We start from the raw sequence: 25,039 nt of genomic DNA on the forward strand, positions 1-25,039 counted from the left end.
GCTACCCAGTTATCAATGTATTGGTTATATTTCCGAGGGTATCGCGCCCCGAGGGAGACCGACACCGCTAACGGTTCGGCGCGCAAATCCGATTCATGGCTGGTCCCCTCCGATTCCGGCGGTCGCACGAGGAGTGGGACGCTTCCCGCGTGCGGCGCGACCTCCACACGCCGCTCGACCGAACCTTCGGCGCGACGCTCTCCTCGGCGTGGTACAAGCCCCCTCGCGGCCACCGTGCTCGCCGCCTCGAAATGGACAACGGCGACCGCGCACTGTTCGTCTGGGGCGAGGACGCCTACTGGCTCGGCAACACCCGAACACCAGAGTCGCTCTGGCGCACGGAGAAGTACACCTTCGAGGAGGTGCCCTACTCCATCGCACGGTGGGCCCAGCGCGAACTCCTCGCCGAGCTCGAAATGACGGATCCGTGGCTCGCGGCGTACGAACACGTCGCGTGGTTCTTCCTGCCGATCCTCTTCTCGAAAGACGGCCGGGCGAGTTCGCGAGCCTTCTTCGCCGACCACGCCGCGGGGTTTCCGGATGCCAACGCCGACGACGCGCTCGGATTCTACGAGCGACTCCTCTCGACTGGCGTGTTCGACGATCACCGCTACACCATGGCGGCGAAGCTCGGCACCAGCGAGCACGTCGATCGGACGAGAATGAGCGCGACGATGGGCGAGTTCAACGCCGCAAAGCTCCTCACCGACGCCGGCTACGCTCCTACTCCGGAGATCGAACTCGACTCGGGCTACGCGCTGGACTTCCGTGTGACGACCGATCGCGGCCCCGTTCTGGTCGAGGTCACGCGCCCCGGACGGCCCGCCGGGCGATCCGCGGGCACGCCGGCGGCCGCGATCCGCCAGACCGGCGCGGCGAAGACGGACGACCAGCTCGCCGCCCATCCCGACGCCGTGCTGTTCGTCGACTGCTCGTCGTTTCACGGCGACGAGTGGGTCGCGCTCATGGGCGAACGCCCCGGTGTGGCTCACCGGCCGGCGGTCGTCTTCCGCGCGCGGCCCGACGGCTCGGTCGCGGGCTACGAGAAGGGATCGGTGCCGCTCGAACTCGACGCCGCTCTCGGCGAGTAGCGCGAAATTCGTCCTCAATCGTTAGAGCGACACTTGGTCGTGGCCGGTCTCGCCGGGCGCGGTCGGATCGCGGTCGGAGTACCCCTTCCGCCCGATCGCCGCGTCGCCGACCGCGCTGTAGGCCATAAGCCGCGCGGCTTCCGACGATTCGACGGTGTCGGAACCGATCCGCCCCAGCGCGTCGCCGAACGTCTCGGTCCCGTTCGGGAGTGCGAGTTCGATACCGCCGTAGGCGTCGATCAGTTCGTCGGTCGTCGCGGGATAGCTGTGGGCGTCGAGCCGGTCTTCCACTTCGATCATGCACTGCATGCTCGTTGCTGGCCGCGTGAACATCATAAACGTTCTCTACAATCTCTTGGGTCGGATATTCATTCATTAAGGATGTTGCACTCGCCCGGAAGAGGCTTGTCGCCGGCGGTGCAGATCCCCGGCATGCCGCCCGTCGCCGACCTCCACGTCCACACGACGAACTCCGACGGGACGATGAGTCTCCACGAGGTCCCCCACGCGGCCCGCGCGGCCGGCGTCGAGATCGTCGCCATCACCGATCACGAGCGCCTCCACGACGATCTCGACACCCCGTCCGACGACCTCGATGGCGTGCCCGTGATCCACGGGATCGAGCTCCGGGTCGAGACCGACGCGGGCCAGGTCGATCTACTGGGATACGGCGTCGAGCCGACGCCCGAACTCGCCCGGGAGATCGACCGACTCCAGACCGACCGGGTCGAACGCGGCCACGCGATCGTCGACTGCGCCGAGGACCGTCTCGATACTGAGCTCCCGCTCGAACCCGCCGCGGGGATCGGCCGGCCCGACATCGCGCGCGCGATCGCCGACGCTACCGAATACGACTATCAGGGAGCCTTCGAGGAGGTGATCGGCCGGGGCTGTCCGTGTTTCGTCGCCCGGAACCTCCCCGACTTCGAGCGCGGGGCCAGCCTCCTTGCCGAGACCTGTGGCCTCGTCTCGCTCGCCCATCCGCTCCGCTACGGCGACCCCACAGCCGCGCTCGAACTCACGGGCTCGGCGTACGTCGACGGCGTCGAACGCCACTACGAGTACGGCCGGTCGGTCGACGTCTCACCTGTTGAGCGTGCGATCGACCGCCACGATCTCGTTCCGACTGGCGGGAGCGACGCCCACGACGACGTGCTCGGGCGTGCGGGGCTCGACCGTGAGGGGTTCGATCGCGTCGCGGAACGTCTCCCCTAACGGAGGATTGAACCTTCGTCGGCTCCGAGGGACGGGTGATGCAGTGTCACTACTGCGAGACCGAAGCCGCCGTCGCCGTCGAGAAGAACGCTCTGAAGGTCGGTCTCTGCCGAACACACCTCCGCGAGCGCCTCCAGGAGCTCGCCGACGACGACGCGCTCGCCGGGATCGAGGACGAACTCGACATCGATCGATCCTGACGTCGCCCGCTGCCGCTATCTGCACCCCGCGATCGACAACACGGGGCGCACCATCGGTCTTCGTCCGCCCGAGCATCTATCCCCCCGTGGCCACTCGTGTCGAGCGATGCCCGTCGACGAATCCGACCTCGACTGGAGCCCGATCGGCCCCGACGACACCGGCTTCCGGCGCAAACAGCTCGGCGACGCCGACGGTGGCGACCAGTTGGGCTGTAGTCTCTACGAACTCCCCGCCGGCGAGCGCTCGTGGCCGTACCACTACCACACGAAAAACGAGGAAGCGATGTACGTTCTCGCCGGCTCCGGCCTCCTGCACCTCGACGACGAGGAGCACTCCCTTTCCGCCGGCACGTACGTCGCGCTCCCGACCGGCGAGGAACACGCCCACCGCATCGTCAACGACGGCGACGAGACGCTCCGCTACCTCGTGATCTCGACGATGGACGAGCCCGACGTGGTGGGGTATCCCGACGCGGGCGCGGTCGGGGTGTACGCCGGCTCGCCGCCCGGCGGCGACGAGGACGACCGCGAACTCTCTGGATTTTTCGACCCCGAGGACCGACTCGACTTCTGGACCGACGTGGCCGATGCGGGAGCGGACGGCTCGGGCGAGCCGGACGGGTCGGATGGGTCATCGGCGTCGGAAGGATCGACGGAGTGACTCGCGTGGCTTGCACCTGACGGCAGTAGCTATAGCCCGTCGCCGCTCTTCGAGATGGATGTCATGCTGGGGGACACTTCGGAGATCGACTCGGGGATGGACGTACTGGACAGCAACGGCGACGAGGTCGGAACGGTCGCCACCGTCGACGACGACACGGCCTACGTCGACCTCGATCCGGGCCTGACCGACGAGGTGAAATCGAGCCTCGGGTTCGGCGACACCGACGACGACACCTACGCGCTCCGTGACGAGATGGTCGACACCGTCGACGACGACGGCATCCACCTCCACGGCGACCACTGACCGACGACCACCGCGAATCCACGCTCTCGTTGCCGAAAGCCGCCCGCGGACCGCCGCAACGACCGATGTCGTTTTTCGTGGCCCGCCCGTGCTCGTGATATGAGCAGCGCCGACCGATCCGCGCGGCCGCGGCTGGTTTACGACGACGACTGTGGGTTCTGCACGTGGTGGGCCGAGTGGGCCGTGCTGAACGGCGAGTTCGAGCCGCGGGGCTTCTCGGAACTCACCGACGCCGAGCGCGACCGCCTCCCCGACGACTGGGAGGAGTGTGTCCACCTCCTCGCCGACGGCACCGTGTACTCCTGCGGAGCGGCCACCGAGGAGGTCCTGGCGCGCATCGGTACGGTCCCCCCCGCAATCCTCGGCTTCTTGAACGGGTTTTCCGACTACGAGGGGCTCCGCGAGAGGCTCTACCGAGCGGCGGCCGACCGGCGGGACCTGTTGGGGAAGGTCGTCAGCGCCGAACCGCCGGTCGAACGCAGACGCGAGTAGTTCCAGTCCGTTGTCGGCTCGTGTCGGTGCTATTCGAACGCCGGGATCCCGGTCAGGTCGTGGCCGAGGATCAGCGAGTGGATGTCGTGGGTCCCCTCGTAGGTGTAGACCGTCTCCATGTTGGCGAGGTGGCGCATCGGCGAGTAGTCGAGCGTGATCCCGTTGCCGCCGAGCATCTCGCGGGCCACTCGCGCCTGGTCGCGCGCCATGCTGACGTTGTTGTACTTCGCCATCGAGACCTGCTGGGGCCGGAGATCGCCGCGCTCTTTCAGCTCCGCGAGGCGGTGTGAGAGGAGCTGAGCGGTCGTGATCTGGGTGGCCATCTCGGCGAGTTTTCCCTGCTGGAGCTGGAACCCGCCGATGGGCTTGCCGAACTGCTCGCGGTCGGTGGCGTAGTCGCGCGCGGTCTCGAAGCAGTCCCGGGCCGCGCCGATCGCGCCCCATGTGATGCCGTAGCGGGCCTGGGTCAGACACGACAGCGGTCCCTTCATCCCCGAAACACCGGGCAGCACCGCCGACTCGGGCACCCGGACGTTCGAGAGTCCGATCTCGCCGGTGACGGAGGCGCGCATCGAGAGTTTCTCGTCGATCTTGTTGGTGCTCACGCCGTCCCGATCGGTCTCGACGAGGAACCCTCGAACGGGAGAGTCCTCGGCCGACGTATCGCGCGCCCAGACCACTGCGACGTCGGCGATCGGCGAGTTCGTGATCCAGGTCTTCGAGCCCGAGAGCACGTACTCGTCGCCGTCCTTCTCCGCGCGGGTCTCCATCGCCGACGGGTTCGAGCCGTGTTCGGGTTCGGTGAGCCCGAAACAGCCGACTTTCTCACCGGTCCCGAGATCCGCGAGCCACCGCTCCTTCTGCTCGTCGGAGCCGTAGGCGTGGATCGGGTACATCACGAGCGCGCCCTGAACGCTTGCCATCGAGCGGACTCCCGAATCGCCCGCCTCCAACTCCTGCATCAACAGTCCATACGCCGTCTCGGAGACGTCGGGCAGGCCGTACCCCTCCAGGTTCGGGGCGTAAAATCCCAGATCGCCCATCTCGGTGATGAGCTCCTCGGGGAAGGTTCCGTTCTCGAAGTGCTCGCCGATGTCGGGGTTGACCTGCTCCTCGACGAACTCCCGCGCGGTGTCGCGGATCAGTCGCTCCTCCTCGTCGAGGTCCGCCTCCAGCCCCACGTAGTCGAGCATACCGACGACTCGCGGCGCGCGGCAAAAAACCCTCGTCCCTCAGTCGTCGGCCGCTTCGCCAGGCCGCGCCGCCGTCCCCCCGCCGTCGCGCACCTCGCGGACCGACTCGGTGAAGTTCGCGAACAGCGTCTTGGCCTCGCACGCCGCCGCGTAGTTCGTCTCGGTGATCCCATCGAGCACCCGATCGATGCGCTCGTCGGGAAGGTCCTTCCCGCTGGCGACCTCCCGCGCGGTCGCCGGGTCGTACTCGGGATGGAACTGCACGCCGACCGCGTTCCCGACCCGGAACCCGTGGACGCCGTAGTCGTTTTCGGCGATCTGTTCGGCCTCGGACGGGAGTTCGGTTACGGTGTCGGAGTGGGTGGTGAACACGGTGGCGGGGCTCTCGACCCCCGCGAACAGCGGATCGTCGTCCACCTCGACGTCGCGATAGCCGATCTCGTAGCTCCCCATGTCCTCGACGGTGCCGCCGAGCGCGGCCGCGAGCACTTGGTGACCGAAACACACCCCAAGGACGGGTATATCGCGCTCGACGGCCGTCCCGACCCACTCGACGAGGGGATCGATCCACGGCTCGTCCCAGTACACCGACGCGCGCGATCCGGGGACGACCGCGCCGTCGAACGCGAACGTGTCGGGCACGCCGTCGCGGGCCGCGAACTCCGCGAGGTCGGCGTCGAGCTCCCGGCGGAAGTTGCGCCTGGTGTCCGAGTTCGTCGAGGGGTCGAGCAGGGCGATGCGTGGCCGCGTCATCAGTTCGGAATGACTGCTCGTGCCTGTTGTAGGTTGTGTTCCTGTACGTGGCCGACACGACGCCCGACGATGACTCTCGCACCGCTCGCCACCCGACCCCCGGTTTTAGGAGTGCCTAAAGACCGGAAGGCTTAGTACGCTTTAGGCAGGCCGAAAGCGTATGCACCGACGACGATTCCTGACGGGTGCGGCGACGGCGAGCGCACTACTTGCGGGCTGTACCTCCAGCGGAAGCGGTGGCGACGGGAACGCATCCGTCGCGGGCGAGAACGAGTCGACGAGCGTGGCGAGCGAGACGAGCACCGCACCGGTCACGACGACTGGATCGGCCGCGTCCGGTACTGCGACCGACGCCGGGGCCGAGAACGGGACCGAAACGGGCACCCAGAGCGGAACCGAGGCCGGGAGTTCCTACAGCGTCTCGATCGCGCCGATGGGTGAGGTCACGTTCGACGGCGTCCCGGAGACGTGGGTCGCGAACAACGGGAGCTGGGCGGACATGGGGGTCGCACTCGGCATCGAACCCCCCAAGGCGGTATGGCTGCCCGAGCGCTATCACACCCAGCACTACGACGAGGTTCCGGGGATTTCGGTCGACAAGAGCGGGATGCAGGCGCTCTACAGCGACGGCGTGAGCAAGGAGGTGTTCTACGAGCTCGACGGCGACGTCCACGTCATCGACCCCAACTTCCTGCTCAACCGATACAAGGGGTGGGAGCAGGCGGATGTCGACGAGCTCCGCACGAACGTCGGTCCCTTCTTCGGCAACAGCATCTTCTCACGGGGCTACCCGTGGCACGAGGACTACCAGTACTACACGCTCTACGAGGCGTTCGGCAAGCTCGCGAAACTGTTCCAGCGCGAGGACCGCTACGAACAGTTCGTGACGCTCCACGACGAGATGCAGTCGAACCTCTCGGACGTCGTCCCGTCGAAGGAACGCGAGCGTCCGAGCGTGGCGATCCTGTGGGCGTCGGGCAACGAGCCCGAGACGTTCAGCCCGTATCTCATCGGCGAGGGGACCAGCTTCAAGCAGTGGCGCGATCTCGGGGTTCGCGACGCGCTCGCCGAGACCGACGTCGAGAACTTTCATGCGACCCGCTCGGAAGTCGACTTCGAGACTCTCCTCGAAATCGATCCCGAAGTGTTGCTGTTCCGGGGCCACGAGAGTCAGACCGCCGAGGAGTTCCGGAGCACCGTCGTCCAGTTCATGAACGAGCACTCGACGGCGAGCGCGCTGACCGCCGTCGAGAACGACGACGTCTACCGCGGTGGCCCGCTGTACCAGGGACCGATCACGAACTTCGTCATGACCCAGCGCGCCGCAGAGCAGGTCTACCCCGACCGCGTCTCCGGTCAGCTGTACGATCCCGAGCGCATCGCGCCCATCGTCAACGGAAACGGTGAATCGTGACCGGCCGCGACACCACGCGGCCGACACGACGCGCGTATCTCAGAGCCAGTGCGATCGTCGGCGGTGGGCTGCTCGCCGGCTGTGTCGGCAGTTCCGGAAACGCCAACTCGGATGCGGAAAACGGCAGTCAGGACGGCGGCAACAGCAGTGTGAACGCCGACAACACCAGCGGCGGTTCCGCGAGTGACGGAGCGGGGACGAACGCCGATACGAACGCCACCGCCGGCGGTAGCGGGAGCTACACCGCGACGATGGCTCCGATGGGAGACGTCGAGTTCGATTCCGTGCCCCAGAGCGCCTTCGTGATCTTCCCGCAGTACGCCGACATGGCGGTCGCGCTCGGTCACGGCGACGCCGTGAATTCGGTCTACGTGCCCGAGATGTCCGGCACGACGATGAACCACTACTACGACCGGCTCGACGGCGTCTCCTTCGACTGGCAGGGGCTCCCGGACCCGCTGAGCGACGGCCTCGCCAAGGAGCAGCTCTACAGCCTCGGCAGCGACGTCCATCTCGCCGACCCCGCACACGCCGCCACCAACGACGACTGGAGCCAGGCCGACGTCGAGGAGGTCGGGGCGAACGTCGCGCCGTGGTTCGGGAACTTCTACAGCGGAACGCACGCCGAACCGCCGGCGTCGTACCGTGATTCGTACCAGTACTACGGACTCTGGGAGCTGTTCGGCAAGGTCGCCCAGGTGTTTCAGGAACACCAGCGCTACGAGGCGCTCGCGTCCGTCCACCGGAACCTCCGATCGACGATCGAGGACCGACTCCCGCCGAAGAACGAGCGCCCGACCGCCGTCCGCGTCACCCTCAGCGAGGGGTCGTTCTACACCTACCATCTCAACAAGCCCGGCTACTGGCTGGCGGACACTCGGCCGCTGGGCGCGAACGACGCGTTCGCGGACGAGGACTGGTCGGACCTGTGGGGGACGGTCGGCTACGAGACCATGCTCGAGGCCGATCCCGACGTGATCCTCCATCTCTGGGGACTCACGCCGAACTACGACATGGCGGCGGTCCGCAGCCAGCTCGCGGACCACGCCGTCGGCAGCCAGCTCTCTGCCGTGCAGAACGATCGGGTGTACCCCGCCGGAATGCGCTATCAGGGCCCCATCATGAACCTCTTCCAGCTCGAAATGGGGGCGAAGCAGCTCTACCCCGAACAGTTCGGCGAGTGGCCGGAGTACACCGACGGGAACCCCTACCCCGAGATCCCCGGCGACGAGCAGCTGTTCGACCGCGATCGCGTGGCGCGCATCGTCACCGGCGATCGGTGATGACTGTGCGCTGCGGCGGCCGAGTCGCGAAGCGGGCGTCACCGGGGAATCGCCCGCCGACGCGGTCGGCGTCGAGGGGACCGATCACGGTCCGCGCCCGTCCCCATCCGGCCGTTCGACGGCTGAAACGTCGGATCCGAGCTCCGTCGCTCGGAACTCAGGACGCCTGATCGATCCACTCGCTGGCGCGGCTCTCGGATACCTCGGCAGCGTCGGCGACGGTCGCGACGTCGGCGGCCGCGAGATCGGCGACCGTCTCGATCCCCGCCCCACGGAGCCGGTCGGCGTAGGTGTCGCCGATCCCCGAGACGGTTTCGACGGTGGACCCGTCGCTACCGCTGGCGGCCGCATCCCCGCCGGTCGTCTCGTCGGTGCTGGTCGGTTCCTGATTGCTGACTGCTTCGTTGGCCGCCTCGCTCGCGTCCTCGATTTCGATTTCGGCGGCGTCGGCGTCGAGCTGTGATCGCTCCTCGAACCACTCGCAGACCTGGGGCCAGACGTTCTCGTGGGAGCTGCCCGAGACCGAGAGGCCGATGTGGCCCGTCGGATACTCGATGATCGCGGTGTCGTCGCTGGTGATGACGTCGTTGAACGGTTTGCTCGTCTCCGAGGGGATGAGGTGGTCGTACTCGCCGGTGATCTGGAGCACGGGCATGTCGATGTTGCCGAGATCGACGTGCTCGTTCCCCAGATAGAGCTCGTTGGCGTAGAGTTTGTTGTCCTGATAGATATTCTCGACGAACTGGGCGAACGTCGCGCCCGCGACGTCGATCCCCTCCGAGAGCCACCGCTCCATCCGGCCGAAGTTCTCCACGAAGTCGTCGTTGTCGAGGTTGTCGTACAGGCGGACGTACTTCGAGACGTAGTTCGAGACGGGATCCATCAGCGCGAACCCGACGTCCAACATCTCGGCGGGCGCGTTGCCGTAGGTCGCCCGGAGTTCGTCGGGCGAGAAGAACTCCTCGCCGCCCCAGAGTTCGAGTACGCCGCCAGTATCGTCGAAACAGAGTCCGGCGGCCATCAGCCCCAGATTCCGGACCTTCTCGGGGTGGAGCGCGGCGTACATCGCCGACATCGTGCCGCCCATGCAGTAGCCCAGCACGTTGATCGCATCCTGGCCCGAGCGCTCGCGGACCTCGTCGACGCAGTTGTCGATATACCGATTCACGTAATCGTCGAGCGTGAGGTGCTGATCGAGCCTGGATGGCTCGTTCCAGTCGATCATGTAGACGTCGAAGCCCGCCTCCAGCAGCCGGCGGATCACCGACCGATCGGGCTGGAGGTCGAGGATGAACGGCTTGTTGATCAGCGCGTAGATCACGAGGATCGGCACGTCGTGCTGCTCGTCGGTCCGGGGCTCGTAGTGGAGGAGTTCGAGCTTGTTCTCGGTGTAGACCACCTCGCTCGGCGTCTCTCCCACCTCGACCGAGAGCATCTGGTTCAGCTGTTCGGGCGCGACCGTGGTCTTCTCGACCGCCTCGGCGGCCGCTTCGAAGCTCCGGCGCTGGGCATCGAGCGCCGTCGTGAACGGGTTGAACGCCGCGCCGCGATCGCTCATTCGTCCTCCAGCAGCCGGTCGAGCTTCTTCGAGACCTCGTGCTGGCGGCGTTCGAGTTCCACGAGGCGCTCGCCCACCTCGTCGATGTCGTCACGGGTGGCGAAGCCGAGCGCTTCGAGCGTATCCTGGTTCAGGTCGTCGACGTCCTCCTGGAGCTCCATCAGGTTTCCAACCATCTCCCCCGTTCCCGCGGCGAACGCGCTGGTGCCCATCACCTCGGAGAACGCCTCGTTCGCGCTCTGGAGCCAGATGTCACGGAGCTCTCGCACGTCGACGTCCTCACCCTCGGCCGCAGCGGTCAGTCGTGTGGTCATCTGCTCTGCGGCCTCCATCCAGACGTCGACGGCGCGCTCGTACCCCTCGATCCCCTCGCTCGTCGTCTCCTCGTCGGGCATCGATCCCTCGAACGCGCCCATCCACGACTCCATGAACGCGGCCTGAGCCTCCATGTTCTGCTCGAACGAGTTCGCGACCGCGTCGTTCATCTCGGTCATCATCGCCGCCCAGTTCTCCCGCACGTCCTCCGGGTTCATCTCGCTCATGGTGGGTTGTGGTCGTGTGGTGGCTAAAAGGTGTGTCGCCGCTCAGGCTGCCTCGTCCTCGACCGCGATCTCGAACGTCGCGGCCTGGGACTGGAGCTGCTCTTCGAACGCCGCGGCCTGTTCACGGAGGCGCTCCTGGAACGCCGCTGCGTCGTCGAGCTGCTCGTCCATCCGCGCCTCGAACTGCTCTTGAAGCTCTGCCGTGCGTTCGAGCTGCTCGTCGAGCTGCGTCTCGAACGCGTCCTGGAACTCCTCGGTGCGCTCCTCGGTTTCGTCGATCGTCGCGAGGGTCTCCTCGTGGAGTTCCGCGTGTGCGTCGAGCAGTTCGTCGATACCCTCGTCGACCGCCTCGACGGACGAGGCCGCGAACTCGTCGTGGCTCTCGACGGCCGCCTCGGTCGCGCGCTCGAACGCGTCGAAGGTCTCGGCGTGGGCCGTGGTCAGACGGGCGAACCCCTCGTCGGTCGCCTCGCGGACCTGCTCGATGCCGTCTCGATCGGCGGGGGTGGCCGCCGCGACACTATCGAGATAGCTCTCGGTCGCCGTGCGGAACAGTTCGACACCCTGGCGCTGGGCCGTCTCCTGGCTTTCGAGGCCCGAGAGCGCCAGACGTCCGGCGGCTCGCTGGAGATCGAGTCCCTGCTGCATCGCCTGGCGGCTGCTGGTGATCGCGGATCGTTGCATTGCGAACGCTGCGTCGATGGGGGTGGTGTACTGGCTCATGAGTCGTCCTCGCGATTGCGTTTGACCGGCACGACGACGGTCTGGACGATGTCGCCCTCCTCGATGTCGAGCGCCTCGCGCTCGGCGTCGGGGATCGAGATCCGTCCGCCGCTCTGGACGCGGGTCTTGAACGTCGCCGTCCCGAGGCTCGACGCCGCGAACTCCGGGAGCCCGTTCGGGCCCTGCGTGCCGGCGGTCATCATCTGGCGGGCGAACTCCGTCTGTCGCTCGACGGCCTGCTCGCTCGCCTCCTGGAACTGCTCCGCCCACAGCGCCGGCGGCCACGTCGTCTCGTCGTTGTCGGTCATCGCTCATCCCTGTCTACTCGTCCAGACGACATAAACCTTCCCTCCAATACCATTTGTCGCCATCGAGAACCACGAACCACCGCAAACCACCGAAATCGCTCCACCGTTCCCTCCGTCGCTGCCGAACCCGCTCGTGTTCGACGCCTCCCGCAGTCGAAACGCGGCGCTGTCGACCGATCGCCGGTGTCGTCGCTTAGCATCGTTTAAGTGTGCTCGGGCATGAGAATTACTATCAATGAGTTCCGGCTCCCAACACGACACGTTCGCGGGCGCGTGGCTCCGCGGCTCGACTCAGTTCTTCGAAGGTGTCCTCGCGGCGAACCGGGCCGCGCTCGCGGCGTTCGGGGATCGCGAGTCGGACGATACGCCGGCCGAGGGCGCGCTGGCCGGCGAGGAGCGCTCGGAGTGGGAGGTCGATCTCACCGAGCACCGGCGCGACGCGCTCTCGGTCGGCGACCGCGTCCGGTTCACGAAAACCCTCTCCGACGCCGACGTCCGGGCGTTCGCGCGATCGAGCGGCGACACCAACCCCCTTCACCTCGATGACGCATACGCCGAACGCACCCGCTTCGGCGGCCGGATCGTCCACGGCACGCTCGCGTCGGGGCTCATCAGCGCCGCACTCGCCCGCCTCCCCGGATTGGTGGTCTACCTCTCTCAGGACGTCGAGTTCCAAAACCCAGTCGAAATCGGCGACCGCGCGACGGCCGAGTGCGAGATCGTCGAGGATCTCGGCGACCACCGCTATCGGATCGCGACGCAAGTCACGACCGACGACGCGATCGCCATCGACGGCGAGGCGGTCGTCCTCCTCGACGAGGTCGACGACTAGAGGAACTCGCCGACGACACGATTGAACCCCTCCGACTGCTCTCGCGGCGGCCAGTGTCCACACCGTTCGACGATTTCACAGCTCGCCTCCGGGATCCGCTCCGCGGCCCGCTCGGACCACGCGACGGGGAAGATCGGGTCCTCGCGACCATGGACCAACAGCGTCGGCACGTCCAGTTCACCGAGGCGGTCACGATAGCACGTCTTGAGTCCGCTCGCCCGGAACTCGTCGCGCTGCCACCGCGCGAGCGCCCTGGCCGCGTCCGTCGTGATCGACTTCTGGACATCAGCGACGAATTCCGGTGATGTGGCGACGGTGAGGCTCGCGAGGCTGCCCGCGACGGCAGCCGGATTCGATTTGAAGCCCGCGCTCAGGAACTGGTCGAATCCGGGGGTCCGGAGCAGCCCGTACCCGCCTGGCCGCCACGGTGCGTCCCGTCCCAGTCCATAACTGTCCACGAGGACGAGCCGTTCGACCTGCCCGCCGTCGAGTGCGTGGCCGAGCGCGAGCGCTCCGCCCATCGAGATACCGACGAGACGAACGTTCTCGACGTCGAGCGACGCGAGGAACGCCTGGAGCGTGTCACGATAGTAGTCGGTCGTGTACGCGATGTCCGGCGCGTCGCTCTCGCCGTGGCCAGGCAAGTCGGGCGCGAGCACGCGGTTCTCGCGCCCGAGCTGCGGAAGGAGGTGTTTCCACGAGACTCCTGCGGCGTCGAGCCCGATCCCGTGGAGCAGGACGATCGGCGACTCGTCGGCCTCGGCCTGGCCGGCAGCGAGGTATCGCAGTTCGACCGAATCTCCGTCGACGGCGACCCCGACCCGCTTCGATTCGACGTGTGCCGTCGACTGGGTTTGCATACGTGGGCTCCGCTCGCTGTGGGCATGACCCTTCGGAAACTCCGCTCACTTCTCGACGTCGAGCAGCGCGACCCGCTCGCCGACTAGGGCGTCGAGTCCCGCGCGCGTGGCCGCGAGTTCGGCATCGCCGATTCCGAAGAACTCACACACTCGCGCTTCGTCGAACCCGTCGAGCGTGTCGGTCTCGTCGAGGATGCGAGCGGTGTCGAGTCGCTCCGCAACCGCCGCCGCGGCCGCCCGTTCGTCGCTCGTCTCGTCGTCGTCGGCCGCGACGAGTACGACGACTGGCCCCTCGCCCGCGTCGACCCCCAGTTCGAGCGCGCGTTCGATCTGGCGGCGGCCGGCGGCGTACAGCAGTATCTCGACCCCGCGGTCGCGCGCGACCGCCTCGTCGCGCGCCCGCGCCCGATCGGCCAGTTCGAGCGCGCGTTCGAGGTGGCCGCGCGAGACGATGTAGCGCGCGTCGAACGCCTGGATTGCACAGCCATGCTCGTCGCCTATCGTGCCGAGCCTCGCGACGAATCCGTCGACGTCCTCGACCGTTGCCCGCCCCTCGACGAGTTCCACTCAGCGTTCACCCCGCTTGATCATCGCCATCAGAACTCACCAAGGCTCGACTGATCCTCACGATCGCTCGACCCACCACTTTCGACGGTCACCGATCCCGAGGGCTCGACACCCTCCATCGAAGAATCGGCCCGGCCGACGTTGTCGAGGACGTTCTCGGCAGTCTTCCGTCGACCGCGGAGTGCGCCCAGCACGACGGGCTTGTCAGCGTTGCGGAGGTCGGCGCGGGTCTCGATCCCCGTCTCGAAGAGCCGGCGAGCGCGCTTGCGGCCGACGCCGCGCACGCCCGCGAGATCGATCAGTTCGGACTGGATGCCGTGCTGGACACGGGTTCTGGCCTCCCTGACCGCGGGTGCCCACTCCAGACCGAGTTCGCCGGCGAGTCGCTCCGCAGCGGAGAGCAGCCACTCCGCGGTGTCGACCTTCCCGCGGAGATCGCCCGGTCCGATCCCGTAGCGGTCGGTGATCTCGCCCTCGTCGAGCTCGCTCGCCCAGTCTTCGAGCATGCGCGCGGTTTTGAGCGCCGAGAGCCAGTCCTCCCAGCGGTCCTCGAACTCGCTCGGCACGCTCCCCAGAAGCTCCGTCTCGCGCTCGTGGGCGAGCATGGTGTACTCCTCGCTGTCGCCCGAGCGGAGGTAGAGCTCGTACATGTCCGGCGTCCGGCTTGCGAGGTGGTACAGCCCGAGCGCGCTCGGACGGTCGTCGGCCGCGCGGAGCCCGTCGACGATCTCGGCGGCGCTCATCGGATCGAGGTAGAGCCGCGAGACGGTGTGGCCGAGCGACGTGGCCTGAAGGTCCTCCCCATCACGCTCCAGAAAGTCGTTCACCACGAGGTAATCGAGCATATCGTCCGCAACGCGCTCCAGCCGGCCGCTCTCGTCGGTCTGGGTCGCGTAGAGTGTCCGGTCGAGGAACTCCAGCAACCCGGATCGCGAACTCGCAAAGCCCGACGCCACGGTGGCGAGGAGATGAGTACGAAGGGCAGGCTCGGCGGCGAGCTTCGAGCGGACGGGTTCGGGTTCGGTCCAGATATACCGGTCGAAGAGTTCGTCGAGTTCGTCGTGGCTGTTCGCGAGCAGGAGTGCCTCGCCGTAGGGATCGAGGCCTGGCCGACCCGCCCGGCCACACATCTGGTGGACTTCGAGCGTCGAGAGGGGTTTCATCCCACCCGCCTCGCCGTCGTAGCGCCGCCAGTCCCGGACCACGACCCGCCGGCTCGGTGTGTTGACCCCGGCGGCGAGGGTCGGCGTCGCGGAGACGACTTTGAGCGCGCGCTCGCGGAAGGCGTCCTCGACAAGGGTTCTGTGGTCGCTCGCGAGCCCCGCGTGGTGGAAGGCCGCGCCGCGTTCGACCGCGCTCGCGAGGTCCTCGCTGGTCTCGGTGTCGCTCACGTCCCTGATCTCGGCGGCCACCGTGGCGAGTCGCTCGCGTTCCTCGTCGGTGAGTTCCCCTTCGACCGTGTCGGCGAGCCGCCGCGCCGCCGCCTCGGCGTTGCGCCGCGAATTGACGAACACGAGCGTCGATCCCCCATCAGCGAGCGTGTCGCGCACGATCGCGGCGGTCGGCTTCTCGCCGTCTCTGACTCCGAGCTCGTGCTGTTCGCCGTCCTCTAAATGAATGGCCTGGCCGTAGTGGACACCTTTTTTGAGGTCGATCGGTCGCCACGTCGAGTCGACGAGTTCGGCGTCGAGCCATTCGGCGAGGATCTCGGGGTTGCCGATCGTCGCCGAGAGCGCCACGACCTGCAACCCCTGATTTCGCTGGCGGAGCTTCGCGAGCGTGACTTCGAGCGTGGGACCGCGATGGCCGTCGTCGACGAGGTGGACCTCGTCGCTCACCACACAGGAGAGGTCGTCGATCCAGGGGGCGTCGTTGCGCACCAGCGAGTCGACCTTCTCGCTCGTGGCGACGATGATGTCACACGTCGCGAGCCACTCGCCGTCGGACTCGTAGTTCCCCGTGGAGACCCCCACGGAGAGCCCGTACTCCTCGAAAGCCTCGAACTCCGCGCGCTTCTCGCCCGCGAGCGCGCGCAGCGGGACGATGTAGAGCGCTTTCCCGCCACGTGCGACGCTCGCACACATCGCGAGTTCGGCGACGAGGGTCTTCCCGCTCGCGGTCGGGACGCTCGCGACCAGACTCTCGCCCTCCGTGACGCCCGCATCGACCGCTGCCGCCTGTGGGGGGTAGAGCTCCTCGATCCCCTCTGCTTGTAGATGATCGGGCAGCCACTCGGGGACGCCCGACAGCGCCGAGACGTTCATTGTCTCCTCTCTGCTCGTTCCGCGGTTTAAACTGTCGTCCTCCCTCGGCGGAAGTGAACAGCGCGGAACGATAACCGTCCATTGTCGAGGCGAATGCGACGAGCCGACCGCCGCGAGTGCCGGCGCAAGTGAGGGACCGCCTCCGCACCGCGACAGCCACACCCTCCCCAGCCGATTCCTTCGCTCGCTCAGTCATCCCTCGCGCGAGTCGCACGCCTTCGGCGCGCTCCCGCGCGCCATCCGCAGCACCGAAACCAGGCGATGATACCCTCATTGTCCCGGCACTGATCAGGCTATCGGCCTGCCGTCAGCCATATGCCCGCGCCGCCGAAACCGACGGTATGCGCATCGAGTACGACCGCGACACCTGCATCGGGATGTTCCAGTGCGTCGCCGAGTGGGACGGGTTCGAGGCTGACGAGGACGAAGGCAAGGCGATCCTCGTCGATGGTGAGGAGCGTGACGACAACACCGTCGTCCGCGAGATTCCCGACGATGCGGAGCTTGACGCGAAGTTCGCCGCCCGAGCATGCCCCGTCGACGCCATCGCGGTCTACGACGACGGCGAACGGATCATCCCGTGAACCGCCGTCCGAACACCCGGCCCGACGGTGCCGCCAGGCGCTTCACCCCGACCGCCGATCCGTGCGGATGAACCCGCCCGAGGCCGCGCGGTCGTACTACGCCGCCATCGACGAGGACCGATACGACGATCTCGCCGACCTGCTCGCTGCCGAGTTCGTCCACCAGCGACCCGACCGCACGTTCGAGGGGCGCGAGACGTTCGTCGCGTTCATGCGCGACGACCGTCCCCGCACCGACACGACCCACGAACTCGATGGGGTCTACGTTGCCGAGAACGAGAACGACCCGACCCGCGGGGGCGAGGTCGCCGTCCGCGGGCGATTGCTCGATGCGGACGACGACCGACTGTTCGCGTTCGTCGACGTTCACACCGTCGAGATCGGATCGGTCGTCCGCATCCGCACCTACACCGACTGAGGGCGGTTCGTGCGACGAACCAGTCGTCCGTAGCGCGGTGTCGTGTGTCATTCCTGCCGAACTCCACCCCGCCAGCGCGACGCTCATTCGGACGGCTATTACACCCAATCCACCGTTTCACACCTCCTCGAACTTGCTTTGCGACGCAAACTACTTCAAACGAAAAACTATTTTACCCTCCACTTCGTGCCACACGGTGAGGTGAATCGAGATGGCGACGGAGACCGAATCGGTACACGAGAGTTCACACGCGGGTGCTGGCGTGTGGCTGGCACAGATCCGGGCGTTCGCGGTGAGCACGCTCCGCGAACTCCTCCGGAACAGAGCGACGGTCTTCTGGTCGGTCGCCTTTCCCGCGGGGTTTTACCTCCTCACGATCACGCTGTTCGTCGATACGAGCACTATCCCGGCCGGTCAGGTCGGCCTCGTCAAGGCCGTGACAGCCATCGGCTACGGGATGTTCGGTGCGCTCCTCGTCTGTCTGAACGCCTTTTCCGGGCGACTGATCGACGACCTCGACGACGGCCGGTACGGCCAGTTCCGCGCGCTCCCGATCGCGCCGACCGCGGACCTCCTCGGACGGATGCTCGCCGGGGCGGTCTTCGCCGTCGGCTCCTTCGTGGTCGTGGTCGGCGTGAGCGTGCCCACGGGGGCCGAGTACGCGCTCCGCACGCCGTGGTCGCCAGTCGTGATCGCGGTCGCGTTCCTCGCGTTCGCCGCGATCGGGATGGTCGTGGCGGTCTTCCTCGCGATCGCCGTCCCCGACGCGAAGTACGCCAACATCATCGCGATGAGCGTCGTCATGCTGTCGTACTTCCTGACGGGCTACAACGGCACGCTGACGTCGATGTTCGCCGCCGATCCGGCGCTGCTCAACCTCCTGCCGAACACGCTCGGCACCCGGATCGTCGCCTACCACCTCCTCGACGCGTCCGCGTGGGCCGGCTCGCTCGCCCCGCCCGCCGCACCCGCCGGCGTCGGCCATCTCGCGCTTCTCGTTGGGTACGCCGCTCTCGCGCTCCTCGCCGGTGCTGTCGGCATGTCCCGACTCGTCTACGACCGGGGGTGGTTAGTGTGAGCGTACCCGTCGTGGGCGACAACCATGCGCTCCGCGCCGACGGCGTCACGAAGGCCTACGGGCCGGAGGACGTCGTCGAGGGGGCGAGCCTCACCGTCGAGGACGGCGAGGTGCTGTTGCTCATGGGCCCGAACGGCGTCGGCAAGACCGTCCTGCTGTCGTGTCTCGCCGGCGCGACGACGCCCGATTCGGGCGATATCGAGGTGTTCGGGCAGCCGGTCGCCAAGGATCGCGGGACCCACACCAGCTTCCTCCGGCAAAGCGCCATGGGTGTCGACACGCTGTCCGGCCGGGAGGTCGTAGCGCTCTACCGCGACCTCCATCCGGCGTTCACCGGCCGCTGGCGCGAGTACGTCGTTGATCTCGGAATCGCGGACGCCCTCGACAAGCGCTTCGAGCACTACTCCGGCGGGATGAAGCGCAAGCTCGAGCTCGCGATCGCGCTCAGCATCGACGTCCCGATCTACCTCCTCGACGAGCCGACCGCCGGCGTCGACCTCTCGATGGTCGGGACCTTCCACAACGCCATCCTCGACCAACACGACGAGGGGAAGACGGTCGTGATCACCAGCCATCGACCCGCCGACGCCGCGCTCGCCGACCGGATAGCGTTCATGGTCGACGGCCGCGTCACGACCGTTGGAACGCCCGACGCGCTCACCGAAATCGTTCCGACGGTGGTCCGGATCACCGGCGCGTCGACCGCGACCGAGCCCGAACGTCACGTCGTGGGCGGGACGCTCTTCCACCACGGTGCGGAGCTCCGGGGCTTTCTCGACCCGGGGGCCACTCTGGAGACGCTCCGCGAAACCGTCACCCGTGTCGCGCCCGACGCGTCGGTCGAGACCGTCGCACCGAGCTACACCGACGTGTTCAACTATCACGTCCACATCGCATGACCATCACCGCACCCACTCGCTCACCGAACCCATGACCGAAGACACCGGCTTCACGAACGGCGACGCCCGCACCGAGGACACGACCGTCGATCCGGCCGCCCTTCAGGACGATCTCGACCGGATCAAGGAGGCGATGGGGATCGCCGAGCGCTACGAGAGCGCGACCGAGCAGTGGCTCCTCTTTGGCGTGTACGTCGCTGCCGGAGCCGCACTCTCACAGTACGTCGTGCTGAACCGGCTCGCGGGCTGGTGGCACTCGGTCATCTGGCTCGGGCTCGCGGGCGTGACGTATCTTCTCATTCGACTCCGGTACGGCGGACCGGCGTTCGGTCCCGGCCGCAATGAACCCAACATCGGGTTTCAGATCGTCGTGATCTATCTCGGCTCGCTCCCGATTCAGGTCGTCATCGGGACGTTTCTCCCCGACCTCGGCTATCTCGCCGAGAACGCACTCTTCTTCGGGCTCATTCTGATCCTGCTCGGCCTCGCGTACCTCGTCGCGGGCGAGACGCTGAAGGCCTACCGCATCCGCGCCCGTGACCGGCGCGCGTTCCACGCTGGCGGGCTCGGCATGGTCGCGCTCGGGACCGCGATCCCGCTCGTTGAGGTGCTCCACACGTGGGGCTATACGGCCTTCGGCGTCGGCTACCTCGGCTACGCGCTTCTCACCTACGGCGTCCTGACGAGGGAGTGACGAATGGCCGAGTCGGAGACCGATCTGGAGTTCGACGATCTCGTCCACCAGCCTACCCGTCTCCAGCTGTTCGCGTACCTCTACCGCCACGGCGAGACGAGTTTTGGAGAGCTGAGCGACGATCTCGACCTCACACAGGGAAACCTGTCGAGCCATCTCCAGCGGATGGAGGAGGCGGGCGCGGTCGCCATCGAAAAGGAGTTCGTCGAGAGGAAACCCCGAACCACGGCGGCACTCACCGACGACGGTCAGGCGCTGCTGGAGGCCCACATCGACGTGCTTCAGACACTCATCGACGGGTTAGACGAGTAGCGAATCCCGATAGCGCCTTTGCGAAAACCGAGTGCCTACTCCTTCCTGCCAGCGCCGACCGCGCTCTCCCCGACGGGTTCGTGCCCTTCGATGCGCTCCTGACCGCCCATGTACGGCCGGAGCGCCTCGGGAATCTCGACTGTGCCATCCGGGTTCTGGTAGTATTCGAGGATGGCGACCATCACGCGCCCGACGGCGGTCCCCGAGGCGTTGAGCGTGTGGAGATACGTCGCCGACTCGTGGCGCTCCGGGCGGTAGCGGAGGCCGGCCCGCCGAGCCTGAAAGTCCTCGAAGTTCGACGCCGAGGAGACTTCGAGCCACCGCCCACCCTCCTCGGGGCCGTCGTCCATGTCGTCGCCCGGTGCCCAGACCTCGATGTCGTACTTCTTCGCTGGCGCGAACCCGAGATCGCCGGTACACATGTGGAGCACCCGGTAGGGGAGCCCGAGCCGTCGCAGCGGTTCGGCGGCCTCCTCGACGAGTTCCTCGTGGCGGTCGTCGCTTGCCTCGGGCCGCACGAAGTTCACCAGCTCGACCTTGTTGAACTGGTGGACTCGAACGATCCCCCGCGTTTCGGTGCCGTGCTCGCCCGCCTCGCGCCGGAAGTTCGGTGTGTACGCCTGATGCTTCACGGGGAGGTCGTCGTCGAGCAGGATGTCGTCGCGGTACATGTTCGTCACCGGCACCTCCGCGGTTGGACAGAGCCAGAGGTCGTCGTCGTCGTAGCCGTCGTGCTCGTCCCCGCCGACCCGGTAGGCGTCCTCGTTGAACTTCGGAAGCTGGCTGGTGCCGGTCATCGATCGCGAGTTGACGGGGATCGGTGGGAACACGTCGACGTACGCCTGCTCGCGGTGGACGTCGAGCATGAACTGGATCAGGGCGTGCTCCAAGCGTGCGCCGTCGCCCTTCAGGAAATAGAACCCGCCGCCGGTGACCTTCGCGCCGCGTTCGAAGTCGAGGATATCGAGGTTCTCGCCGAGGTCGTAGTGCGGGACGACGGGATCGGCGAGCTCCCGCAGGTCGTCGAACCCCTCGCGGCGGACTTCGACGTTGTCCGATTCGTCCGCGCCGACGGGAACGCTCTCGTGGGGGACGTTCGGGATTTCGAGGAGCGCGTCGTCGAGGGCGGCTTCGAGTTCGTCGGCGCGCTCCTCGACCTCTTGGATCTCCTCCTTGAGTTCCTGCGAGCGCTCGATCGCGTCTTCGGCCTCCTCGTCCTCGCCGGCCTGTTTGAGGTCGCCGATCCGGTCCGAGATCTGGTTGCGCTCGTGGCGGAGTTCGTCGCCCCGGTTCTTGTGCTCGCGCCACTCCGTGTCGATTTCGAGCACCCGGTCGAGATCGACGTCGGCCCCGCGGTCGGCGAGCGCCTGCCGGACCTCGTCGGTGTGGTCGCGGAGATACTGTCTGCTGAGCATTTGCTGGCGATTCATGACCGCGGGGCAAAGACGTATCGCTCTCTACGGGGGACTTTTGAGCCCACCTCGCGTGGGGTCGGCATGGCCATCGGCGACGTCTTCGCAGTCGAGGGGTGTCCGGAGCTTCACTACGTCGACACCGGAATGTACGACACAGAGGAGTACGGCGCGGTGTACGTCCTCGACGCCGAGCGACCCGCGCTGATCGACACCGGGATCGGCACGCGCTACGAGAACATCCTCGATGCACTCGACGCAGTGGGGATCGCCCGCGAGGAGCTCGCGTACATCCTCCCGACCCACGTCCATCTCGACCACGCCGGCGGCGCGGGCTATCTCGCCCAAGCGTGCCCGAACGCCACGGTGATGACCCACGAGATCGGCGTTTCTCACCTGATCGATCCCGAAGCCCTCGTCGCGGGAACCAAGGCCGCGGTCGAGGACCAGTGGAGCTTCTACGCCGAGCCCGAACCCGTCCCCGAGGAGCGGATCGAGGGACTCTCCGGTGGCGATGCGCTCGATCTGGGCGATCGCACGCTCGACGTGCATCACGCACCGGGCCACGCGCCCCATCAGGTGATCTTCCACGACCGCGCGAGCGACGCGCTCTTCACTGCCGATGCCGCCGGGATCTGGATCCCCGGGATCGAGCGGATCCGCCAGACCAGTCCCCCCTCGAACTTCGATCTGGAGACGTGCCTCGCTGACGTCGAGACCATCCGTGGGATCGAGCCCGACGTGCTCTGCTTCGGGCACTTCGGCCCCCGCGAGTACGACGACGCGCTGATGGCCGAGTACACACGTGTCCTAGAGAAGTGGGTCGCTGACGTCGAGACGAAGCGCGCCGAGCTGGACAGTGACGAGGCGGTGATCGAACACTTCGTCGAGACGAGCGAGATGGTCGAGGTGTGGGGCGAGCGCAAGGCTCGCGCCGAGGAGCGGTTGAACACCCGGGGTGTGCTCGGCTATCTCGACGAGCAGTAGCACAACAGCTTTGGGAGAACCGAACGGTACGCCGGTATGGACAGTTCACGCCTCGCCGGCGTCGGGTTTCTCGTGGCCGGTCTGGTTGCCCTGTTCCGGTTCGGCGTCGATCCCGCCACCACCATCCCAGCGGTTCTCGGTGCCGTCATCGGCGTCGGGTGCTGCGCGCTCGGTGTCCTGTGGCTGCGAAACGATGTCGGAACGGATACCACCCGCGACGGACGACGGGTTCCCGCTCCCGTCGCCGTCGTGGCTGCTGTCGTCTTTTTCGGACTCGGAGTTGCAGCCTACGTCGGTGTCTGATCCCGGCGACTCGCGTTCGGGCGAACGTGGTGATGGTTCGTTGGAGGGTGGTTGCTGTCTTTTATTGTGACTCCCGTCCCAAGGTGGGATATGGCCTGGCAGGATGCGGAAGCGGCGTTCGAGAGCGACGTTCTCGGCGAGACGACCATTTCCCGAATGTTCGAGGCGAGCACCGCCCGGAACGCCGACGCGACCGCCCAGCGGTACAAGGGCGGTGTCTACGATCGCTCGCTCGCCGGCCCCGTCGTCCCGGCCGCACCCGACGGCGAGTACGCGAGCCTGACCTACGACGAGATGCGCCGATCGGTCCGGCGGCTCGCGGCGGGCTTTCGCGACCTCGGTGTTGAGACAGGCGATCGGGTCGGCATCTTCGCCGACACACGCATGGAGTGGGCCCAGACCGACTTCGCGCTCCTGGCAGCCGGCGGGGTCGTCACCACCGTCTACACCGGCTCCTCGCCCGATCAGGTCGAGTATCTCCTCGACGATCCCGGCGCGACCGGCGTCGTGGTCGAGAACCAGGAACTCCTCGAACGCGTACTAGAGGTCGAGGACCAACTCGATCTCGAGTTCGTCGTCTCGATCGACGAAATCGAGGGGTACGGCGACCGAGAAGACGTCCTCACGCTCGCGCAGGTCCACGAACGCGGCGTCGGCGCGTTCGACCCCGACGAGTACGAGGGTTGGGTCAACGACCGCGCACCCGACGACCTCGCCAGTCTGATCTACACCTCCGGCACGACCGGCCAGCCGAAGGGCGTCCGGCTGACCCACCGGAACTTCAAGGCGAACGTCGATCAGGTCTATCGTCGGTTCGGTCCCCGGCCCGACAAGGGCGACACACCGACCATCGACACCGACTCGGAGTCGATCTCCTTCCTCCCGCTCGCGCACGTCTTCGAGCGGCTCGCGGGCCACTTCCTGCAGTTCGCTGCCGGCGCGACCGTGGGCTACGCCGAAAATCCCGACACCCTCCAGGAGGACTTCGAGCTCCTCCAGCCCACGACCGGCGCGAGCGTGCCCCGCGTCTACGAGAAGCTCTACGACGCCATCCGTGACCAGGCGGCCGAGTCCGCAGTCCGGGAACGGATCTTCGAGTGGGCCGTCGACGTCGGGCGCACGTACCAGGCAGCGGACTCACCAGGCGTGGGTCTCCGCGCGAAGCGCGCGGTCGCCGATCGCCTGGTGTTCGGTCAGGTCCGGGAGGCGCTCGGCGGCAACGTCGAGTTCCTCATCAGCGGCGGCGGCAGCCTCTCGCCCGACCTCGCCGAACTGTTCCACGGAATGGGGGTCCCGATCCTCGAAGGCTACGGCCTGACCGAAACCGCGCCCGTCGTCAGTGTCAACCCGCCCGAGGCCCCGGAGATCGGCACGATCGGGCCGCCGGTCCACGACGAGGAGGTCCGAATCGATTCGACGGTCGTGGCCGACGACCTCGCCGCGAAAAGCGGGGGCGAGGTCGGCGAGCTCCTCGTTCGCGGTCCGAACGTTACCGAGGGCTACTGGAACCGCCCCGAGGAGACCGAGGACGCCTTTCGAGATGACTGGTTCCGCACCGGCGACGTCGTCGAGCAGCGTCCGGATGGGTATATCACCTTCCGCGAGCGCTCGAAACAGCTCCTCGTGCTTTCGACGGGCAAGAACGTCGCGCCGGGCCCGATCGAGGATTCGTTCGCCCAGCACTCGGCGGTCGAGCAGTGCATGGCGGTCGGCGACGGCGAGAAGTTCGTCGGCGCGCTGATCGTGCCGAACGAGGCTCACGTCCGTGAGTGGGCCGACGACGAGGGGATCGATCTCCCCGACGGCTCCCAGGCGCTCTGCGAGGATGCGCGCGTCCAAGAGCACGTCCAGGAGACCGTCGCGGCCGTCAACGAGAGCTTCGAGACCCATGAGAAAATCAAGAAGTTCGCCCTGGTGCCCGAGGAGTTCACCGAGGACAACGACCTCCTGACCCCGACGATGAAGAAGAAACGCCGAAACGTGCTCGATCGTTACGCCGACGAGATCGACCGCATCTACGGACGGTAGCGCTCGTCCACGACGACGGCGAGAATTGAGTGCGCTTATGTAAGGGCCGCCCGTGGGAATCG

The 25,039-nt window shown here is 67.0% G+C and carries 29 protein-coding genes; 18 read left to right on the top strand and 11 right to left on the bottom strand.

Translation table 11 applies throughout. From position 1 onward, the window contains the following. Positions 1–95 precede the first annotated feature (95 nt). Positions 96–1,091 carry a DUF5784 family protein gene (locus tag TX76_RS08770; protein WP_049901672.1) on the top strand — a complete coding sequence of 332 codons (996 nt, stop codon included), beginning with the start codon at positions 96–98 and terminating at the stop codon, positions 1,089–1,091. Between the two features lie 21 nt (positions 1,092–1,112). On the opposite strand, the gene TX76_RS08775 is transcribed toward TX76_RS08770, so the two are convergent. Further along, entirely contained in the window at positions 1,113–1,400 is a 288-nt protein-coding gene (locus tag TX76_RS08775) for a DUF5789 family protein (RefSeq protein WP_049901674.1), read from the bottom strand. 123 nt (positions 1,401–1,523) lie between these two features. Here TX76_RS08775 and TX76_RS08780 point away from each other — a divergent pair, with 123 nt between their 5' ends. The 5 genes from TX76_RS08780 to TX76_RS08795 all read left to right on the top strand — a co-directional run bounded on the left by TX76_RS08780 (position 1,524) and on the right by TX76_RS08795 (position 3,965). Beyond that, on the top strand, positions 1,524–2,306 hold the full coding sequence (locus TX76_RS08780) for a PHP domain-containing protein (protein ID WP_049901869.1): 783 nt from the start codon (positions 1,524–1,526) through the stop codon (positions 2,304–2,306). Between the two features lie 38 nt (positions 2,307–2,344). Then, the gene (locus TX76_RS18090) at positions 2,345–2,506 is read left to right on the top strand and encodes a DUF6757 family protein (RefSeq protein ID WP_006079217.1); all 162 of its coding nucleotides are present in this window, start codon (positions 2,345–2,347) and stop codon (positions 2,504–2,506) included. Positions 2,507–2,612: 106 nt separating this feature from the next. Continuing rightward, the gene (locus TX76_RS08785) at positions 2,613–3,167 is read left to right on the top strand and encodes a cupin domain-containing protein (protein WP_228842341.1); all 555 of its coding nucleotides are present in this window, start codon (positions 2,613–2,615) and stop codon (positions 3,165–3,167) included. A 63-nt stretch (positions 3,168–3,230) separates the two neighbouring features. Beyond that, positions 3,231–3,473 (top strand): hypothetical protein, encoded by a 243-nt coding sequence (locus TX76_RS08790; protein WP_228842342.1) that lies wholly within the window; start codon positions 3,231–3,233, stop codon positions 3,471–3,473. A gap of 99 nt (positions 3,474–3,572) precedes the next feature. Further along, positions 3,573–3,965, top strand: coding sequence for a DCC1-like thiol-disulfide oxidoreductase family protein (locus TX76_RS08795; RefSeq protein ID WP_049901676.1), 393 nt, complete (start codon positions 3,573–3,575; stop codon positions 3,963–3,965). 29 nt (positions 3,966–3,994) lie between these two features. Here the strand turns inward: TX76_RS08795 and TX76_RS08800 are convergent, their stop codons facing one another. Then, entirely contained in the window at positions 3,995–5,158 is a 1,164-nt protein-coding gene (locus tag TX76_RS08800; protein WP_049901679.1) for an acyl-CoA dehydrogenase family protein, read from the bottom strand. Between the two features lie 39 nt (positions 5,159–5,197). Continuing rightward, positions 5,198–5,911, bottom strand: a complete 714-nt coding sequence (locus TX76_RS08805; RefSeq protein WP_049901681.1) for a type 1 glutamine amidotransferase — start codon at positions 5,909–5,911, stop codon at positions 5,198–5,200. A 160-nt stretch (positions 5,912–6,071) separates the two neighbouring features. Here TX76_RS08805 and TX76_RS08810 point away from each other — a divergent pair, with 160 nt between their 5' ends. Further along, positions 6,072–7,325, top strand: a complete 1,254-nt coding sequence (locus TX76_RS08810; protein ID WP_079890786.1) for an ABC transporter substrate-binding protein — start codon at positions 6,072–6,074, stop codon at positions 7,323–7,325. Continuing rightward, on the top strand, positions 7,322–8,608 hold the full coding sequence (locus tag TX76_RS08815) for an ABC transporter substrate-binding protein (protein WP_049901684.1): 1,287 nt from the start codon (positions 7,322–7,324) through the stop codon (positions 8,606–8,608). The genes TX76_RS08810 and TX76_RS08815 overlap by 4 nt, the downstream gene beginning before the upstream one ends. Positions 8,609–8,765: 157 nt before the next feature. Here the strand turns inward: TX76_RS08815 and phaC are convergent, their stop codons facing one another. The 4 genes from phaC to TX76_RS08835 are packed head-to-tail and all read right to left on the bottom strand — an operon-like array spanning position 8,766 to position 11,739. Further along, positions 8,766–10,166 carry a class III poly(R)-hydroxyalkanoic acid synthase subunit PhaC gene (gene phaC / locus TX76_RS08820; RefSeq protein ID WP_049901686.1) on the bottom strand — a complete coding sequence of 467 codons (1,401 nt, stop codon included), beginning with the start codon at positions 10,164–10,166 and terminating at the stop codon, positions 8,766–8,768. Further along, the gene (locus TX76_RS08825) at positions 10,163–10,708 is read right to left on the bottom strand and encodes a poly(R)-hydroxyalkanoic acid synthase subunit PhaE (RefSeq protein ID WP_049901688.1); all 546 of its coding nucleotides are present in this window, start codon (positions 10,706–10,708) and stop codon (positions 10,163–10,165) included. Before TX76_RS08825 ends, phaC begins: the two co-directional genes overlap by 4 nt. Before the next feature lie 42 nt (positions 10,709–10,750). Then, positions 10,751–11,431 (bottom strand): hypothetical protein, encoded by a 681-nt coding sequence (locus TX76_RS08830; protein WP_049901689.1) that lies wholly within the window; start codon positions 11,429–11,431, stop codon positions 10,751–10,753. Then, positions 11,428–11,739 carry an AbrB/MazE/SpoVT family DNA-binding domain-containing protein gene (locus TX76_RS08835; protein WP_049901691.1) on the bottom strand — a complete coding sequence of 104 codons (312 nt, stop codon included), beginning with the start codon at positions 11,737–11,739 and terminating at the stop codon, positions 11,428–11,430. Before TX76_RS08835 ends, TX76_RS08830 begins: the two co-directional genes overlap by 4 nt. Before the next feature lie 235 nt (positions 11,740–11,974). On the opposite strand from TX76_RS08835, the gene TX76_RS08840 reads away from it, so the two are divergent. Continuing rightward, the gene (locus tag TX76_RS08840; protein ID WP_049901693.1) at positions 11,975–12,571 is read left to right on the top strand and encodes a MaoC family dehydratase; all 597 of its coding nucleotides are present in this window, start codon (positions 11,975–11,977) and stop codon (positions 12,569–12,571) included. Here TX76_RS08840 and TX76_RS08845 read toward each other — a convergent pair. From TX76_RS08845 to TX76_RS08855, 3 genes are read right to left on the bottom strand one after another with little or no spacing between them, the layout of a single operon-like run. Next, the gene (locus tag TX76_RS08845) at positions 12,568–13,431 is read right to left on the bottom strand and encodes an alpha/beta fold hydrolase (RefSeq protein ID WP_049901695.1); all 864 of its coding nucleotides are present in this window, start codon (positions 13,429–13,431) and stop codon (positions 12,568–12,570) included. The genes TX76_RS08840 and TX76_RS08845 overlap by 4 nt on opposite strands. 45 nt (positions 13,432–13,476) lie before the next feature. Continuing rightward, positions 13,477–13,998 carry a KEOPS complex subunit Cgi121 gene (gene cgi121 / locus TX76_RS08850; RefSeq protein WP_049901697.1) on the bottom strand — a complete coding sequence of 174 codons (522 nt, stop codon included), beginning with the start codon at positions 13,996–13,998 and terminating at the stop codon, positions 13,477–13,479. Positions 13,999–14,027: 29 nt separating this feature from the next. After that, a complete protein-coding gene (locus tag TX76_RS08855) occupies positions 14,028–16,262 on the bottom strand; it encodes an ATP-dependent DNA helicase (protein WP_049901699.1) in 2,235 nt (744 codons plus the stop codon). Between the two features lie 341 nt (positions 16,263–16,603). On the opposite strand from TX76_RS08855, the gene TX76_RS08860 reads away from it, so the two are divergent. The 6 genes from TX76_RS08860 (at position 16,604) to TX76_RS08885 (ending at position 20,247) form a co-directional block, all read left to right on the top strand. After that, entirely contained in the window at positions 16,604–16,846 is a 243-nt protein-coding gene (locus TX76_RS08860) for a ferredoxin (RefSeq protein ID WP_049901702.1), read from the top strand. 67 nt (positions 16,847–16,913) lie between these two features. Beyond that, on the top strand, positions 16,914–17,264 hold the full coding sequence (locus TX76_RS08865; RefSeq protein WP_049901704.1) for a nuclear transport factor 2 family protein: 351 nt from the start codon (positions 16,914–16,916) through the stop codon (positions 17,262–17,264). Positions 17,265–17,475: 211 nt separating this feature from the next. Next, positions 17,476–18,342 carry an ABC transporter permease gene (locus tag TX76_RS08870; RefSeq protein ID WP_049901707.1) on the top strand — a complete coding sequence of 289 codons (867 nt, stop codon included), beginning with the start codon at positions 17,476–17,478 and terminating at the stop codon, positions 18,340–18,342. Then, on the top strand, positions 18,339–19,241 hold the full coding sequence (locus TX76_RS08875) for an ABC transporter ATP-binding protein (protein ID WP_228842343.1): 903 nt from the start codon (positions 18,339–18,341) through the stop codon (positions 19,239–19,241). Before TX76_RS08870 ends, TX76_RS08875 begins: the two co-directional genes overlap by 4 nt. A 31-nt stretch (positions 19,242–19,272) precedes the next feature. Then, complete coding sequence (locus TX76_RS08880; RefSeq protein WP_049901709.1) at positions 19,273–19,935, top strand: hypothetical protein; 663 nt, start codon at positions 19,273–19,275, stop codon at positions 19,933–19,935. Between the two features lie 24 nt (positions 19,936–19,959). Beyond that, positions 19,960–20,247 carry a transcriptional regulator gene (locus tag TX76_RS08885; RefSeq protein WP_049901881.1) on the top strand — a complete coding sequence of 96 codons (288 nt, stop codon included), beginning with the start codon at positions 19,960–19,962 and terminating at the stop codon, positions 20,245–20,247. A 35-nt stretch (positions 20,248–20,282) separates the two neighbouring features. On the opposite strand, the gene serS is transcribed toward TX76_RS08885, so the two are convergent. After that, positions 20,283–21,662, bottom strand: a complete 1,380-nt coding sequence (gene serS / locus TX76_RS08890) for a serine--tRNA ligase (protein ID WP_049901711.1) — start codon at positions 21,660–21,662, stop codon at positions 20,283–20,285. An 81-nt stretch (positions 21,663–21,743) separates the two neighbouring features. Here serS and TX76_RS08895 point away from each other — a divergent pair, with 81 nt between their 5' ends. From TX76_RS08895 to TX76_RS08905, 3 genes are all read left to right on the top strand, one after another. Further along, on the top strand, positions 21,744–22,646 hold the full coding sequence (locus TX76_RS08895; protein WP_049901714.1) for an MBL fold metallo-hydrolase: 903 nt from the start codon (positions 21,744–21,746) through the stop codon (positions 22,644–22,646). Between the two features lie 36 nt (positions 22,647–22,682). Further along, positions 22,683–22,949, top strand: a complete 267-nt coding sequence (locus TX76_RS08900; protein WP_049901716.1) for a hypothetical protein — start codon at positions 22,683–22,685, stop codon at positions 22,947–22,949. Positions 22,950–23,039: 90 nt separating this feature from the next. Then, positions 23,040–24,977: an AMP-dependent synthetase/ligase gene (locus tag TX76_RS08905; protein ID WP_049901721.1), complete on the top strand. Its 1,938-nt coding sequence runs from the start codon at positions 23,040–23,042 to the stop codon at positions 24,975–24,977. The last annotated feature ends 62 nt before the right edge of the window (positions 24,978–25,039 follow it).

The sequence above is a fragment of the Halococcus agarilyticus genome, assembly GCF_000334895.1.
Lineage (GTDB): Archaea > Halobacteriota > Halobacteria > Halobacteriales > Halococcaceae > Halococcus > Halococcus agarilyticus.

What these genes read in the sequence shown, in the direction of transcription:
- TX76_RS08770 (WP_049901672.1), top strand. Translation starts at nt 96, where the DNA reads ATGGCTGGTCCCCTCCGATTCCGGCGGTCGCACGAGGAGTGGGACGCT.
- TX76_RS08775 (WP_049901674.1), bottom strand. Translation starts at nt 1,400, where the DNA reads ATGCAGTGCATGATCGAAGTGGAAGACCGGCTCGACGCCCACAGCTAT.
- TX76_RS08780 (WP_049901869.1), top strand. Translation starts at nt 1,524, where the DNA reads ATGCCGCCCGTCGCCGACCTCCACGTCCACACGACGAACTCCGACGGG.
- TX76_RS18090 (WP_006079217.1), top strand. Translation starts at nt 2,345, where the DNA reads ATGCAGTGTCACTACTGCGAGACCGAAGCCGCCGTCGCCGTCGAGAAG.
- TX76_RS08785 (WP_228842341.1), top strand. Translation starts at nt 2,613, where the DNA reads ATGCCCGTCGACGAATCCGACCTCGACTGGAGCCCGATCGGCCCCGAC.
- TX76_RS08790 (WP_228842342.1), top strand. Translation starts at nt 3,231, where the DNA reads ATGCTGGGGGACACTTCGGAGATCGACTCGGGGATGGACGTACTGGAC.
- TX76_RS08795 (WP_049901676.1), top strand. Translation starts at nt 3,573, where the DNA reads ATGAGCAGCGCCGACCGATCCGCGCGGCCGCGGCTGGTTTACGACGAC.
- TX76_RS08800 (WP_049901679.1), bottom strand. Translation starts at nt 5,158, where the DNA reads ATGCTCGACTACGTGGGGCTGGAGGCGGACCTCGACGAGGAGGAGCGA.
- TX76_RS08805 (WP_049901681.1), bottom strand. Translation starts at nt 5,911, where the DNA reads ATGACGCGGCCACGCATCGCCCTGCTCGACCCCTCGACGAACTCGGAC.
- TX76_RS08810 (WP_079890786.1), top strand. Translation starts at nt 6,072, where the DNA reads ATGCACCGACGACGATTCCTGACGGGTGCGGCGACGGCGAGCGCACTA.
- phaC (WP_049901686.1), bottom strand. Translation starts at nt 10,166, where the DNA reads ATGAGCGATCGCGGCGCGGCGTTCAACCCGTTCACGACGGCGCTCGAT.
- TX76_RS08825 (WP_049901688.1), bottom strand. Translation starts at nt 10,708, where the DNA reads ATGAGCGAGATGAACCCGGAGGACGTGCGGGAGAACTGGGCGGCGATG.
- TX76_RS08830 (WP_049901689.1), bottom strand. Translation starts at nt 11,431, where the DNA reads ATGAGCCAGTACACCACCCCCATCGACGCAGCGTTCGCAATGCAACGA.
- TX76_RS08835 (WP_049901691.1), bottom strand. Translation starts at nt 11,739, where the DNA reads ATGACCGACAACGACGAGACGACGTGGCCGCCGGCGCTGTGGGCGGAG.
- TX76_RS08840 (WP_049901693.1), top strand. Translation starts at nt 11,975, where the DNA reads ATGAGTTCCGGCTCCCAACACGACACGTTCGCGGGCGCGTGGCTCCGC.
- TX76_RS08845 (WP_049901695.1), bottom strand. Translation starts at nt 13,431, where the DNA reads ATGCAAACCCAGTCGACGGCACACGTCGAATCGAAGCGGGTCGGGGTC.
- TX76_RS08855 (WP_049901699.1), bottom strand. Translation starts at nt 16,262, where the DNA reads ATGAACGTCTCGGCGCTGTCGGGCGTCCCCGAGTGGCTGCCCGATCAT.
- TX76_RS08860 (WP_049901702.1), top strand. Translation starts at nt 16,604, where the DNA reads ATGCGCATCGAGTACGACCGCGACACCTGCATCGGGATGTTCCAGTGC.
- TX76_RS08865 (WP_049901704.1), top strand. Translation starts at nt 16,914, where the DNA reads ATGAACCCGCCCGAGGCCGCGCGGTCGTACTACGCCGCCATCGACGAG.
- TX76_RS08870 (WP_049901707.1), top strand. Translation starts at nt 17,476, where the DNA reads ATGGCGACGGAGACCGAATCGGTACACGAGAGTTCACACGCGGGTGCT.
- TX76_RS08880 (WP_049901709.1), top strand. Translation starts at nt 19,273, where the DNA reads ATGACCGAAGACACCGGCTTCACGAACGGCGACGCCCGCACCGAGGAC.
- serS (WP_049901711.1), bottom strand. Translation starts at nt 21,662, where the DNA reads ATGCTCAGCAGACAGTATCTCCGCGACCACACCGACGAGGTCCGGCAG.
- TX76_RS08895 (WP_049901714.1), top strand. Translation starts at nt 21,744, where the DNA reads ATGGCCATCGGCGACGTCTTCGCAGTCGAGGGGTGTCCGGAGCTTCAC.
- TX76_RS08900 (WP_049901716.1), top strand. Translation starts at nt 22,683, where the DNA reads ATGGACAGTTCACGCCTCGCCGGCGTCGGGTTTCTCGTGGCCGGTCTG.
- TX76_RS08905 (WP_049901721.1), top strand. Translation starts at nt 23,040, where the DNA reads ATGGCCTGGCAGGATGCGGAAGCGGCGTTCGAGAGCGACGTTCTCGGC.